We start from the raw sequence: 14,282 nt of genomic DNA, 5'->3' as shown, positions 1-14,282 counted from the left end.
AGATGCTAAAAAAAAATGATTTTATAAAACATATCCCGTTAAAATAGGGATGAAGTATTATTTAATATTAAACTCTGAATTAAGCTGTTGTATTTGTTCTGGACGCCCCAAAACAATAATTTTAGATTTTGCCGCCAACTCCAATTCTGCTTCAGGATTTACAATATAATCTCCATTTTCATCTTTATAACCTATAACGGAACAACCTGTTCGTTTACGTAAATCTAAATCCCTAATTGTTTTTGCTCCCTTGGTAGCGTATAATTTTTCTACAGCAATCTCTTCTATATTAATATTCGATTTCCCTACAATAGACAGATTATCCACAAACTCCATCAAGCCGGGAACAACAACTAAAGAGGCCATATGATCACCTCCTATTTTATCTGGCAGTATAACGTTGTTAGCTCCTGCCAGTTTTAATTTACTATACGAGGTTTCCAAAGATGCTCTACTAATGATATTTATATCTTTATTTATTTGTCTAGTAGACAACACAATAAATAAATTATCGGCATCATTGGGCAGTGCAGATATTAAACAAGACGCCCTTTCTACACCTGCCTGTATAAGGATTTCATCGTCACTAGCATTCCCATATACGTAAGGCATTAGCTCGCCATCTATTTTATCAAGTAATTCTTTGTTCTTTTCTATTATTACAAAGGGCCTACTATAAGCCAATAATTTAATTGCTGCTTGCCTCCCATTTCTGCCATATCCACAGATAATGACATGGTCTTTTAAACCATCTATCGTTTTTTGCATATTCTTTCGTTTTAATTCTTCAAAATCATTCTTGCTCAAAATATATTCGGTAATCACGGTTAAAGCATAACCCAAAATAAAGACACTGGCTAAAATTAAAAAAACCGTAAACACCTTAGCCATATCGTCCAATGGATGAACTTCTTGAAATCCAACGGTGGTTATTGTTATTACCGTCATATAAAGAGCATCGACCCAAGAGTAGTCTTCGTCCATCACTTTGAAACCTACTACTCCAATTACCAATAAGATCACTAACAAAAAAACAGCTGTATAGATCTTAGTCCTAAAAAATTTTATTAATGGATTCATAGTTTATAAATCGAAGACAGATGAACGTTTAGTATAAAGCAAATCCTTTATACGCATCCAAAAAGCAATAAACAAATACAATGCAAACCCAAATCCCAAGGTTACAAAGGTTAAATATATAAATGATGTTCTTACTACTTTTGCGCGAATACCAAAACGATCGGCTATACGTTGACAAACATAGTAGCCATGTTTTTGAAAAAAAAGCAATGGTTTATAAAAAATATTCATGCTGCAATTTAAGCATTTTATTTAATGATTAAAGCATTGCCAACGGCACATTGCAAGCATCTGTTTTTAGAACAATACATTTCTTTTAGCTGTATAAGCGCCTGCGACTCCATTGAGGAGCTTGCCGCAGGCCTTAAATTATTAAAGGCATTTATAATACTATTCTTTTCTGATGCAATTCTTCCAGCCAGAGTAATCAATTCTGCATCAAGTGTTTGCCCGTTATATTTTGCATAACAGAATTTAAGCGGTAAAATGGTATTTATAAATAGTAAATCCATAAATGGTTTCGTTAACATTTTCGAGGTTGCTCCAGAGGTTTTTTGAAACGTATAATGCGATTTCCAAAATGAAGAAGCTGAAACAGCAAACAAATCATAAAACGCATCTAAATCATGGAGATCCATGATTTTAGAAAATAACTGCTGGTTTTCATGGTACAAACTAGCCAACTGCGATAATCTTATGGTTGGGAAATTGTGGGGCCGCAATCTAAAAAACTGCACAGGCAACACTTTATTATTACTCAAACTGAACTTACGTTTTAAAAACTCATATTCATTTCTAAGCTTTAAATAGTAGGCTTCTTCTATATTAGAATGCAATAAACCAGCCTGCCCAAACAGTAAAGCCTCTATAGATAGTTGTTTTCCATGAACTTTTCTAATCACCGAAAAGTCAACCGATTTAGCCAAACTAAAGAAAGCTTCTCCATTTACCTTCAGCCCAAAATTTCTGGCTAACATCTTAAACAATACGGCTTCCCAATCGTTTTTTGATGCTTTTAAAAGCGTCTCTATTGTTTTCGATTTTCTTTCTAAGCGTTCAAAATACAAACGCTCCAACCAATTGGTTAGCGTAAAATGATCGACCGATGCAAAATCCTTTTCACAATTAATCCACTTATTTTTATTAGTAAGCAAACGATTATAATTATTTAATACGTCCTTAGACACATAGTGTTTTAATTCCAAAGTTGGAATGACTGAATTGTCTTTTCTAAAAATCTCGGTATCATGCTCCCAAACCACATGTAAAATTACGTTATCGTAAGCTTTATCTTGTTCATGGCCATGCAAATACCAATCAGAGGATTTAATATGAATCTCTACATTACCCGCCCATAACTGTAGGCCTATTCGAAGCTGTGCATTAAAAAAGTCGGGGCCTGCATTTGTATTATACAAACCAGTAATTATTACATTAACCACATCGCCACCTGTAGTTGTTAAATGAGTCGTTTTGAACTTTTTATGCCTCCATATATAATGTAAGAATTTTTCCTGCATTTTACTAAAATAGAAAAAAAATAAAATATTTTCCTACACAATTTATGTTTTTCAACTATTTTTGACGCCTAAACTAGAGCCTTTCATTTTCTGACAGTAAAATACCGTAGTAAACCTATGCAAAAAACAGTACACATACTAATAGCAACAATCATATTATTTTCATGCTCGCAAAATGAAGCTACGGACAATATTAATGAGCCTCAAACACTTGGCGAAAAAATCTTAAGTATTCAGCTTCCTGCTCACTTTACCAGAGCCAGTGAAAAGTTTCACATAATACTATCGGACACTATAGGCAATTTGATAGATCACAAATCATATTCAAATAGAGAGGAAACACTCTCCTTTTACTCTACAGAACATTTTTCGGACTCTACCCCATTTATTCTTACCTTTATTACAGACTATTCAAATTCGATTTTCGAGGTAACTGTTTATTCTAATCTAACAAATCATTCTTTAAACAAAAATATACTCTTAAAACCAAGAAGCTTTTCCAACAAAACACCGACAATAAATATTAAAACGCAGCAACTTAAAGATGGATTTATTTTAAATGCAATAGGTCATGGCTATTCTATGGTTAAGATCAATGATCTATTATCTGGACATTATACTTCAAATTTCAATAACAATTTGGGCTCGGAAAATATTTTTATAAAATACTACAACCCTACAAACATTACGAACAACAACTACGAATGGGCTTTAATGAATAACATATCTTCAATTAACGGCTTAGATGAAATTAATTTCAGTACAAATAATGTCAAAACAAAGCAATTAACTTTAGATGTACGCACTGAATTACCACTACTGACCATACACGGTTATGAGAACGAGCAACTTTACAATAATATTTCAGGGCACCAAATATATGATTCGCAAGTACCTGTTTATGGTTTTGGAGGTAATCATTATTATGCCTATGCAGACATCTTTGAAAATACCACTTATTCCTTATCGGTCACAAATTATTCACTGTTTGGCGCTGGCATTCCTCCTTCTGAAATATTAGTTCCGAAACACGAAATTTCTTGTTCGTTATTGGATAATAAGTTCAGTTATTCTGGAATACAAGGTTATGAAGTGGGAAGGATCAAACTTGACAATTACAATAAAAACCTTAATATAGATTTAATATTTGATGGACAATCATCTAATATCATTATCCCTAAAATCCCTACAGGCTTAGTGCCTGACGAAATAACAAATATAATAAACGAACGCAAACTAAGATTGGTTCAAGCTGTTGCTGAAAATTATTCAACTTTTTCCAGTTATAACAGTTATATTTCAAATGTATTAAAGACATCTACTCCTTTTTATCTTAAATCTCCAAAAAGAGAAAGAATATTTAAACCCTATTCTTCAAGCTCCCCTAAACCCATTTTTGAATTCCCATATTTAAACAGATTCATTTGATTTAATTCTACTTATAATCCATCGATTTATTAAATCACATCACGATAAAAAAGATAACAAAACAGACGACCTATTCTAGGTCGTCTGCCACAAAATTTGTAAAAGTAAACCATTACGCTAAATCAAACCTATCAAGGTCCATTACTTTCTCCCAAGCCTTTACAAAATCGTTAACAAATTTTTCTTTAGCATCATCACTAGCATACACTTCGGCTAGCGCTCTTAATTCTGAATTGGAACCAAATACAAGATCTGCTCGTGTACCCGTCCACCTAAGAGCACCTGTTTTCCGATCTCGACCTTCAAAAAGTTCATCTGAACCTGAACTTTTATGCCATTCGGTCTCCATATTTAATAGGTTAACAAAGAAATCATTAGTAAGTACTTCTTTTTGCTTGGTAAAAATACCATGACTAGCTCCATCAAAATTAGTATCAAGCACTCGCATTCCTCCAACAAGCACTGTCATTTCGGGTGCCGTTAAGGTTAACAATTGAGCTTTATCTACTAGCAAAGCTTCTGTAGAAACTGGAAATTTGGTTCTACGATAATTACGGAAACCATCAGCATATGGTTCGAGATAAGCAAACGATTCTATTTCTGTCTGTTCTTGTGAAGCATCCATTCTACCTGGGTTAAAAGCTATTGCTACATTATACCCAGCGCGTTCTGCCGCCTGTTCGATAGCTGCTATTCCTCCTAGCACAATGAGATCTGCAATAGAAACCTTTTTGTTTTCGTTGTTGAATTCCACCTGAATACCTTCTAATGCACGCAACACTTTAGTTAATTGCTTGGGATTATTTACTTCCCAATTTTTTTGAGGTGCCAATCGAATACGCGCTCCATTTGCACCTCCTCTCTTATCTGAACCACGAAATGTTGATGCTGAAGCCCAGGCGGTTGAAACCAATTCGGATATTGAAAGACCTGAATCTAATATTTTCCCTTTCAACGTATCGATATCATCACTGTTAATTAGTTCATGATCTACTTGTGGAATCGGATCTTGCCATAGTAATACTTCATTTGGCACTTCAGGTCCAAGGTAACGTGAAATCGGTCCCATATCGCGATGTGTTAGCTTATACCAAGCGCGCGCAAAAGCATCAGCAAAAGCATCTGGGTTTTCATAGAAATGTCTAGATATCTTCTCGTACTCTGGGTCAAATCTCAAAGACAAATCGGTAGTTAACATGGTAGGCTTATGTTTTTTAGAGCTATCGAAACCATCGGGTATAGTAGCTTCGGCTCCTTTTGCGACCCATTGCTTTGCTCCTGCTGGACTTTTAGTGAGTTCCCATTCGTAAGCAAAAAGATTTTCAAAAAAGTGATTGCTCCATTTAGTTGGTGTTTGCGTCCATATTACTTCGGGACCTCCAGTAATGGCATCGGCTCCTTTTCCTGACTTAAAAGTATTTTTCCATCCAAAGCCTTGTTCTTCTATGGGTGCTGCTTCTGGTTCTGGACCAACATAGGCTCCTGGGTCGGCAGCACCATGTGTTTTCCCAAAGGTATGTCCTCCAGCTATAAGCGCTACTGTTTCTTCATCGTTCATTGCCATACGCTTAAACGTTTCCCTAATGTCCACTGCCGCCGATAGCGGATCGCCATTGCCATTAGGCCCTTCTGGATCTACATAAATAAGTCCCATTACTACGGCTGCCAACGGATCTTCAAGATCTCTTTTTCCTGAATAGCGTTTATCTTCCAACCAAGAGGTTTCGGAACCCCAGTACACATCTTCTTCTGGTTCCCAAACATCTTCGCGTCCTGCTCCAAAACCAAAAGTTTTAAAGCCCATAGATTCAAGAGCAACATTACCTGCCAAAATCATAAGATCTGCCCATGATATCTTTTTACCATACTTCTGCTTAATAGGCCACAATAACCTACGTGCTTTATCAAGACTAGCATTATCAGGCCAACTGTTTAGTGGCGCATAACGTTGCTGGCCAGCTCCTGCACCTCCTCTACCATCACCAACACGATAGGTTCCTGCACTATGCCAAGCCATACGAACGAATAAGCCGCCATAATGACCGAAATCTGCCGGCCACCAATCTTGGGAATCGGTCATTAAATCATTAAGATCTTTTTTTAGGGCATCATAATCCAAGCTATTGAAGGCTTCTGCATAATTAAACTGTTCGCCCATTGGGTTAGACAAAGAAGCATGTTGACGTAAGATATTTACATTTAATTTGTTTGGCCACCAATCATGGTTTCTGGAACCTCCTCCTGCAGATTGTTTTGGGACACCCCCACTAAAAGGGCATTTACTTTCACTTTTTACACCATTGCTAGAATGCGGGTTATTTTCCATTGTTTAGAGATTTTAAGTTAATAAGTCCCTACAATTTACAACATTCTTAGCGATAATTTTTATTGATAGTTTTTATCTATTCATAAAAAATATTTATTTACAAGACAGAAACAACCATGGCTAAGGATTAACTATTTGATGAAAAGTTCACAAAATAAAAAAAGCGGATATCAATCCGCCTTATCTATACACATTACAATAATTATGTTCAATTCAAGCTCTCTAAACTAGCCTTAAGCATTTCAATTTTCGCCAAGGCATCTGCTTCTTTCTTTTTTTCGCTTGCTACTACCTTTTCTGGAGCTCCTGACACAAAGCGTTCATTAGACAACTTCTTTTGTACAGATTTCAGAAATCCTTCAGTATAGCTTAACTCCTCTGTTAATTTTTTAATTTCTGCTTCAACATCAATTGTTCCAACCATTGGTACAAAGTACTCATTAGACTTTACCCTAAAAGTCAAAGCTCCCTCTACCGCTTCGGATACATATTCAATACTTTCAAGATTCCCCATTTTAACAATAATCTCATCAAAAGTACCGGATACATTTTCATTATTGATTACAGAAAACCCAATAGCATCCTTAAAGGCTATATTTTTTTGTTTTCTAATGGTACGTATACCGGAAACTACTTCTGAAGCGAATTCAAATTCTGTAATCAATGCCTCGTTTACTTGTTTTGCTTCTGGCCACTTGGCTACTATTAGAGCTTCTTCTGGATTCCTTTGTGTGATATGCTGCCAAATTTCTTCTGTTAAAAATGGCATAAATGGATGCAACAGTTTCAAGTTATTCTCCAAAGCATCTATAACTGCTCTGTACGTTTTCTTATCGATAGGCTGTTGATAGGCGGGTTTAATCATTTCTAAAAACCATGAGCAGAAATCGTTCCATATAAGTTTATAGGTTTCCATAAGTGCATCACTAATACGGTACTTACTGTAATGGTCTTCAATGGCCCCTAAGGTCTTTTGAAACTTAGCTTCAAACCAATCGATGGCAATCTTAGATGATTCGGGTTGTTCTATATCGGCAACTTCCCAACCATTTATCAATCTAAAGGCATTCCATACTTTATTTGCAAATCCTTTTCCTTGCTGACACAGCGCTTCGTCAAACATTAAATCGTTTCCTGCTGCACTACTTAACAATAAACCAACACGCACTCCGTCGGCTCCATAATCGCTAATAAGTTTTAATGCATCGGGAGAGTTTCCTAACGATTTACTCATCTTTCGACGTTGCTTGTCACGTACCAACCCCGTCAAGTACACATTATTAAACGGTCTTTCGTCCTTATATTCGTAACCAGCAATTATCATACGGGCTACCCAGAAAAATAAAATATCTGGCCCAGTCACTAAATCGTTTGTTGGATAATAGTATTTTATATCATCGTTTTCTGGATTACGAATACCATCAAACACACTTATAGGCCACAACCACGACGAGAACCAAGTATCTAAGGCATCTGTTTCCTGAATTAAATCATCACTAGTCAGTTGTTGGTTATTTGTTTTTTGTTTTGCTAACTCTAAAGCCTTTTCAATAGTTTCGGCTACAACAAAATCTTCTTTACCATCACCATAATAATATGCTGGTAGTTGTTGTCCCCAAAGCAACTGACGTGAGATATTCCAATCACGAATATTTTCCATCCAATGGCGATAGGTGTTTTCGAACTTCTTTGGAAACAATTTAATTTCTGGATCTTCGCCCAAAACCGCTTGGATGGCTGGTTTTACCAAGTTTTCCATTTTTAAGAACCATTGATCACTTAATCGAGGTTCTATTGCAGCTTTTGTTCGCTCGGAAGTCCCTACTTTATTTACATGGGCCTCTATTTTTATTAAAACACCTGTTTCTTCCAACTCTTTTGCAATTGCTTTACGCACGACAAAACGATCCTGTCCCTCGTAATGCAAACCATAGCTATTTAAGGTCGCATCGTCATTAAAAATATCGACTACTTCTAAATTGTGTTTATCTCCTAAAGCCTTATCGTTTTCGTCATGAGCAGGTGTTACTTTCAAGCAACCTGTACCAAATTCCATATCGACATAGTCATCTTCTATAATAGGAACCACGCGATTACAAATAGGCACAATGGCATTTTTCCCTTTAAGGTGGAAAAAACGTTCGTCATTAGGATTGATACATATAGCGGTATCGCCAAAAATGGTTTCAGGACGTGTGGTTGCTATGGTTAGCGTGTCGTCGCTTCCTTCTATCTTATAGTTTAAATAATAAAAGTTGCCTTGTTTTTCTTCATAAACAACCTCTTCGTCAGATAGTGTAGTCTTTGCTTCCGGATCCCAATTAACCATACGATATCCTCTATAAATCAAGCCTTTGTTATACAAATCAACAAATACTTTTATTACAGCTTCACTCATATCGTCATCCATGGTAAACTTTGTACGATCCCAATCACATGAACATCCCAGTTTTTTAAGTTGCTCTAAAATCACCCCTCCATATTCGTGTGTCCATTCCCAAGCATGTTCTAAAAATGCTTCACGAGACAAGCTGTTTTTATCGATACCTTGCTCTTTTAATTTGGCAACCACTTTGGCTTCTGTAGCAATGGAAGCATGATCTGTTCCTGGCACCCAACATGCATTCTTTCCTTGCAAACGCGCTCGGCGAATTAACACATCTTGAATGGTATTGTTTAACATATGCCCCATATGCAATACGCCCGTTACATTTGGTGGCGGAATAACTATTGTATAAGGTTCTCTTTCATCTGGTTCTGAATGGAAATAATTATGGGTCATCCAGTATTCATACCATTTTTCTTCTACCTGGGCTGCATCATATTTTGATGGAACTTGCATACTTTGGAACAATTTTTGAATTTTAAAGTGCAAAAGTACTTATATTTCTGTTCCTGTGAAAGCAATAAAAAGGTTTCAAAAAAATGATTTTTCATTAATTTTTAAAACCATTAACCTAAAACTCCAGCAATGTAACATATAATTTTAGCACCAATAATTTTAGGAACATTCCTGCATTACATCTATTATTTTTGCAGATTGCTAAAAAAGTAAGTATGTTTACCTTTGAATTTTAACCTAACTTAATGAATTATACATACTAAATATTACAAAAACACTTAAGTTAATATTACTGTATAAGTTGCATTTACAATTAAAAATTAAAACATAAAAAAATGAAACATTTATTTACACTTTTATTTATCGGATTAATTAGTTTATCTGTTAGTGCGCAGAATAAAGTCGCTAAAATCGAGTTTAAAACTGAAACCATCGACTATGGCACAATTGAAAAAGGTGCTGATGGTGTAAGAGTTTTTGAATTTACCAATACAGGTGATGCTCCACTTATTATATCTGATGTAAAATCCAGCTGTGGCTGTACAGTTCCTAAAAAGCCAAAGGGTCCCATTTTACCTGGTGAAACAGGAGAAATCGAGGTAAAGTATGATACTAATAGAGTGAATCCGATCAGGAAAACAATAACTGTAATTTCTAATGCTGAAACACCAACTGTAGCATTAAAAATCAAAGGACTAGTTGTAGACCCAAGCAAGGAAAGTGTTCTACAAAAGAAACAAAAAAGCCTGGTTCAACAATAAAAGTAATATTGCTTAACTATTAAAGCCCGAACCGTACGGTTCGGGCTATTTATTTAAATGGATTTTCTAACTGAAAGCTAAAAACCAAAGTCTCTATACCCCCTCTAACTATTTTCAATTTTATACGCTTACCATCTTCATCATAAAACATGTGTATTAACTCTTGTAACGGAAGCTCGTAAGCCCGTTTACCATTAATAGCCAATACCACATCTCCTTTTTTAACACCTGCCCTATCTGCTGGCGAACCTTTTCTTAACTCAGCTACCACATAAGATGGTTTTAAAACTATGTTATAATTCTTTTTAAAATCAACAATACTATAATAGCTATTATCATCGCTATTTGCCTTCACCGTTTCTTTATTATACTTAACTTCCTTTACAATGTGCACCCCTTTATGAGCCAACTCAATCCCACTTTTATTATGACTAAATTTATCTTTAAACGATGCATTTTTTTTAAGTGTAATCAAGGCATTTCGATAATCTATGGTTGTATTAAAACGTTTTAACACACTTCCTCCTATACTACCATTACGCCCCTTAAACATTCTGGCAAATTTAATATATGCGGAATCGGGATAGGCTACATTAATATCTTTGAACACATAATTGTTTAAAGCGAACCGCTCTATTTTAGCACGTTTACCATACACACTACCATTTAGTCCATGCCCTAAAAAATCTTCAAAAAACACATCCCCCGAATTTATCCCTAACGTTTCGTCTTCAAATAACCATAACGCATCACTCCCCCCCGAATCTACCAACAATGTAACGGGTATGGTCTTTTTATTGATCTTTACTTTAGCATTTACATAAGGTTTACTATTATAGAATTCGATGTTTAATCTTTCACAATTTCTACACACCTTATACTCATATGCCTCAGGTTCGGTCAACCTAACATACTGTCTTGAATAATTTATTTCAACTACCAAATCCTTAAACAAATCGAATCCTAAAATACCATGAACAGACACTCCTAATCTGGGAGCTAAATTTAAATTAGAATCTATAACGGCATACACATCCTGATTTAACTTAACAGCTTCTCCGATCTTAAAAACATTATTTTTAGATTTGTGTACTTGAATTGAATCTCCTTCACCCAATCCCATTAAGGACATGCGCTCTGTGTCCTTAATTTTTAAAGTATCCGAAATATTCAGAAAATTAAAAATAATTGGTTTGCTTACCCCAGTATCCAATATAAAAGACAATGTTACCCCATTAACTTCTACAGGAATAACAATCAAATTGTTTATTAATTTAAATCTTATTTTATCGGTTTGCTTTTTATTTTGAATCACAAATCTATTCTGGGCAAAAGAAAGATTACCGAATAAGAGAAGGAAAAAGGTTGCAACTATTATTTTCTTCATAAACGAATATAAAACTTTTACTACATGAAATTACAACTCTTTCTGGTAAAATCCCTGTTTTCTAGTATTTTTTAGAAAAAATTTAAGATAAAGTTCCCAACTTTTTTTATCAACTTTGCATCCTAAAACTAATACTGATGCCGACAATATCCAAAAAAGGGCAATTGATGCCGCAATCTCCAATACGCAAACTGGTTCCTTATGCGGAACAAGCTGAAAAAATGGGGAAATCTATATATTATTTAAACATTGGACAACCAGACATTAAAACCCCTAAAATTGCCTTACAGGCAGTAAAAGACAGTACAATAGACGTATTAGCCTATTCCAGATCTGAAGGCTCTGAAACTTACAGACAAAAAATCGCCTCTTATTACCTTAATCATGATATACAAATACATCATGACGACATAATAGTAACAACCGGAGGCAGTGAAGCACTTCTTTTTGCCTTTGGAAGTATTATGGATGTTGATGACGAAATTATAATTCCCGAACCATTTTATGCAAATTATAATGGCTTTTCCACGGCTTCTGGCGTAAAAGTTGTTCCTGTAATCTCAAAAATTGAGGACAATTTTGCGCTCCCCCCAATTGAAGCTTTTGAAAAACTCATTACTCCTAAAACAAAGGCTATTTTAATCTGTAACCCGGGTAACCCAACTGGTTATCTATATTCGAAGGAGGAAATTGAAAAGCTTGCAGAAATCGTTAAAAAACATGACTTATTTTTAATTGCAGACGAAGTATATCGCGAATTTGCTTACGATGGTAATACACATTATTCCATTATGCAAGAAGCTGGCTTAGAAGAACACGCTATAATGATCGATTCTGTCTCCAAACGCTACAGCATGTGTGGTGCTAGAATAGGTTGCTTAGTTTCTAAAAACAAAACCGTTATAGCAACGGCCTTAAAATTTGCCCAAGCCCGTTTAAGCCCTCCAACTCTAGCACAGATTGCAAGTGAAGCTGCTCTAGAGACTCCACAGAGTTATTTTGATGCTGTTATTGAAGAATATGTAGACAGACGAAACACCTTAATTTCTGAATTACAAAAAATTGATGGTGTAAAAGTTGCAAAACCGAAAGGCGCTTTTTACTGTATTGCAGAACTCCCCGTTAAAAATTCTGATGATTTTGCCCAATGGCTTTTGGAACACTTTAGCATTGATAATGAAACCGTTATGGTAGCACCAGCAGGAGGATTCTATTCCTCTCCCGGAGTTGGCTTAAACCAAATACGAATTGCTTACGTACTTAATAAAGAAAGCCTGATTAAAGCAGTTACTATTTTACGTGAAGCATTAAAAGTTTATGAAGACTAGTGCAAATTAAACACAACATATCCTTAAAACAATTCAACACCTTTGGTATTGATGTAAAAGCAAAACACTTTACATCAATTTCCAACATTGATGACTTAAAACACGTTTTAGCCCTTAAAGACTACCCAAAAAAACTCATTTTGGGAGGAGGCAGTAATATCTTGCTAACGAAAGACCTAGAAATGTTGGTTATGCACCTTAACATAAAAGGCATTTCGATTGTATCAGAAAACGCTGATTTTGTTACCGTAAAAGCGCATGCTGGCGAAAACTGGCATGATTTTGTTCAATGGTGCCTAGCACGTGACTTTGGCGGATTGGAAAACTTGTCTTTAATTCCCGGCAATGTAGGCACAGCCCCTATTCAAAACATTGGTGCTTACGGTGTAGAGCTAAAAGACAGGTTTGTATCCTGCGAGGCCATTTCTTTAGAAACAGGAACATTTAAAACTTTTTTAAAAGCAGCATGCCATTTTGGTTACAGAAACTCTATTTTCAAAAATGAAGCTAAAGGAAAATATATAATAACTAGTGTTACTTTTAGGCTAACCAAACGCCACCACAAGATAAATATTGGCTATGGTAGCATTTCCGAAAAACTTGATACTATGGCTATTACCAAGCCAACCATACAAGATGTTGCAAAAGCTGTTATCGATATAAGAGAAAATAAACTACCAAATCCCCAAATTATCGGTAACAGTGGTAGTTTTTTTAAAAATCCGGTTATTAGCAAAAAACATTTTCAAAAATTATCCGAAAGCTTTAACAATATACCAAGTTATCCTGCATCCGATACCGAGGTAAAAGTCCCAGCCGGTTGGTTAATAGAAAAAGCTGGTTTTAAAGGCAAGCATTTTGGCAACTATGGCGTACATAAAAATCAAGCTTTGGTACTCGTTAACTATGGCAATGCCAGTGGAACAGATATCTTGAAGCTTTCAAAGCTTATTCAAAGCACTGTTAAACGCTTATTCGACATTTCTCTAGAAGCCGAAGTGAATATATTATAAAGAAATTTCTAACTTTGGAAAATTACAAGTAACTGATAATTATGATTTAAAAATACATAAACTTGGTATCTTCAATAGAAAAAGAAATAGTTCATTTATTAAAAAGTGGTAATAAAAAAGCCATCACTCTGCTATATGAAAATTATGCCGATTCACTCTATGGCGTTATTCAAAAGATAATTTCTGATGAAGATATAGCTCAAGATGTACTCCAAGAAACATTTGTTAAGATCTGGAGGTATTCTAAAAAATACGACGCAAGCAAGGCCAAATTATTCACATGGCTATACCGTATAGCCTATAACAGTGCCATAGACAAAGTACGTTCCTTAAAGAACAAAATCGAAAAAGAAGTCCAAATTGATGTTTCCCCCGTATATAAAATAACAATAAACGAACTCAATCAGGATGTTTTGGATATTAAAACGCATCTAAAGACCTTAGATGAAAAATACCAAATCGTGATTAATGCCCTCTTTTTTGAAGGGATGACCCAACAAGAAGCCAGTGAAGAATTAGACATTCCTCTTGGCACTATTAAATCGAGATTAAAAATTGGATTGCGAGAACTAAAAAAAATTTACAATCCTTAACTAA

Annotated in this window: 11 protein-coding genes; 5 read left to right on the top strand and 6 right to left on the bottom strand. The window is 35.2% G+C overall.

From position 1 onward, the window contains the following. Positions 1–57: 57 nt before the first annotated feature. Genes ABD792_RS07090 through ABD792_RS07080 form a run of 3 tightly spaced genes read right to left on the bottom strand, consistent with a single transcriptional unit; the run spans position 58 to position 2,600 of the window. Positions 58–1,080: a potassium channel family protein gene (locus ABD792_RS07090; RefSeq protein ID WP_345005179.1), complete on the bottom strand. Its 1,023-nt coding sequence runs from the start codon at positions 1,078–1,080 to the stop codon at positions 58–60. Between the two features lie 3 nt (positions 1,081–1,083). Continuing rightward, complete coding sequence (locus ABD792_RS07085; protein WP_199116657.1) at positions 1,084–1,311, bottom strand: PspC domain-containing protein; 228 nt, start codon at positions 1,309–1,311, stop codon at positions 1,084–1,086. Positions 1,312–1,328: 17 nt separating this feature from the next. Beyond that, entirely contained in the window at positions 1,329–2,600 is a 1,272-nt protein-coding gene (locus ABD792_RS07080; protein WP_345005178.1) for a DUF2851 family protein, read from the bottom strand. Between the two features lie 117 nt (positions 2,601–2,717). Here ABD792_RS07080 and ABD792_RS07075 point away from each other — a divergent pair, with 117 nt between their 5' ends. Then, on the top strand, positions 2,718–4,028 hold the full coding sequence (locus ABD792_RS07075) for a hypothetical protein (protein ID WP_345005177.1): 1,311 nt from the start codon (positions 2,718–2,720) through the stop codon (positions 4,026–4,028). Between the two features lie 112 nt (positions 4,029–4,140). On the opposite strand, the gene katG is transcribed toward ABD792_RS07075, so the two are convergent. Then, positions 4,141–6,354 carry a catalase/peroxidase HPI gene (katG, locus tag ABD792_RS07070; RefSeq protein WP_345005174.1) on the bottom strand — a complete coding sequence of 738 codons (2,214 nt, stop codon included), beginning with the start codon at positions 6,352–6,354 and terminating at the stop codon, positions 4,141–4,143. Between the two features lie 208 nt (positions 6,355–6,562). Further along, positions 6,563–9,196, bottom strand: coding sequence for a valine--tRNA ligase (locus tag ABD792_RS07065; protein ID WP_345005173.1), 2,634 nt, complete (start codon positions 9,194–9,196; stop codon positions 6,563–6,565). 335 nt (positions 9,197–9,531) lie between these two features. On the opposite strand from ABD792_RS07065, the gene ABD792_RS07060 reads away from it, so the two are divergent. Next, positions 9,532–9,957: a DUF1573 domain-containing protein gene (locus ABD792_RS07060; protein WP_345005172.1), complete on the top strand. Its 426-nt coding sequence runs from the start codon at positions 9,532–9,534 to the stop codon at positions 9,955–9,957. A gap of 49 nt (positions 9,958–10,006) precedes the next feature. Here the strand turns inward: ABD792_RS07060 and ABD792_RS07055 are convergent, their stop codons facing one another. Then, entirely contained in the window at positions 10,007–11,344 is a 1,338-nt protein-coding gene (locus ABD792_RS07055) for an aspartyl protease family protein (RefSeq protein WP_345005170.1), read from the bottom strand. Between the two features lie 137 nt (positions 11,345–11,481). Between ABD792_RS07055 and ABD792_RS07050 the strand changes: the two genes are divergently transcribed. The 3 genes from ABD792_RS07050 (at position 11,482) to ABD792_RS07040 (ending at position 14,278) form a co-directional block, all read left to right on the top strand. Then, positions 11,482–12,672, top strand: a complete 1,191-nt coding sequence (locus tag ABD792_RS07050; RefSeq protein ID WP_345005169.1) for a pyridoxal phosphate-dependent aminotransferase — start codon at positions 11,482–11,484, stop codon at positions 12,670–12,672. Beyond that, positions 12,672–13,685, top strand: coding sequence for a UDP-N-acetylmuramate dehydrogenase (gene murB / locus ABD792_RS07045; RefSeq protein ID WP_345005168.1), 1,014 nt, complete (start codon positions 12,672–12,674; stop codon positions 13,683–13,685). Before ABD792_RS07050 ends, murB begins: the two co-directional genes overlap by 1 nt. A gap of 62 nt (positions 13,686–13,747) precedes the next feature. Next, a complete protein-coding gene (locus ABD792_RS07040) occupies positions 13,748–14,278 on the top strand; it encodes an RNA polymerase sigma factor (protein WP_345005167.1) in 531 nt (176 codons plus the stop codon). Positions 14,279–14,282: the final 4 nt, after the last annotated feature.

Origin of the sequence: Snuella lapsa (assembly GCF_039539345.1) — a bacterium.
GTDB lineage: Bacteria > Bacteroidota > Bacteroidia > Flavobacteriales > Flavobacteriaceae > Snuella > Snuella lapsa.
The sequence above is the reverse complement of the archived record's forward strand: the minus strand, read 5'-3'. Positions and strand labels throughout refer to the sequence as shown.

What these genes read in the sequence shown, in the direction of transcription:
- ABD792_RS07050 (WP_345005169.1), top strand. Translation starts at nt 11,482, where the DNA reads ATGCCGACAATATCCAAAAAAGGGCAATTGATGCCGCAATCTCCAATA.
- ABD792_RS07060 (WP_345005172.1), top strand. Translation starts at nt 9,532, where the DNA reads ATGAAACATTTATTTACACTTTTATTTATCGGATTAATTAGTTTATCT.
- ABD792_RS07055 (WP_345005170.1), bottom strand. Translation starts at nt 11,344, where the DNA reads ATGAAGAAAATAATAGTTGCAACCTTTTTCCTTCTCTTATTCGGTAAT.
- ABD792_RS07080 (WP_345005178.1), bottom strand. Translation starts at nt 2,600, where the DNA reads ATGCAGGAAAAATTCTTACATTATATATGGAGGCATAAAAAGTTCAAA.
- ABD792_RS07085 (WP_199116657.1), bottom strand. Translation starts at nt 1,311, where the DNA reads ATGAATATTTTTTATAAACCATTGCTTTTTTTTCAAAAACATGGCTAC.
- ABD792_RS07065 (WP_345005173.1), bottom strand. Translation starts at nt 9,196, where the DNA reads ATGCAAGTTCCATCAAAATATGATGCAGCCCAGGTAGAAGAAAAATGG.
- ABD792_RS07090 (WP_345005179.1), bottom strand. Translation starts at nt 1,080, where the DNA reads ATGAATCCATTAATAAAATTTTTTAGGACTAAGATCTATACAGCTGTT.
- ABD792_RS07075 (WP_345005177.1), top strand. Translation starts at nt 2,718, where the DNA reads ATGCAAAAAACAGTACACATACTAATAGCAACAATCATATTATTTTCA.
- katG (WP_345005174.1), bottom strand. Translation starts at nt 6,354, where the DNA reads ATGGAAAATAACCCGCATTCTAGCAATGGTGTAAAAAGTGAAAGTAAA.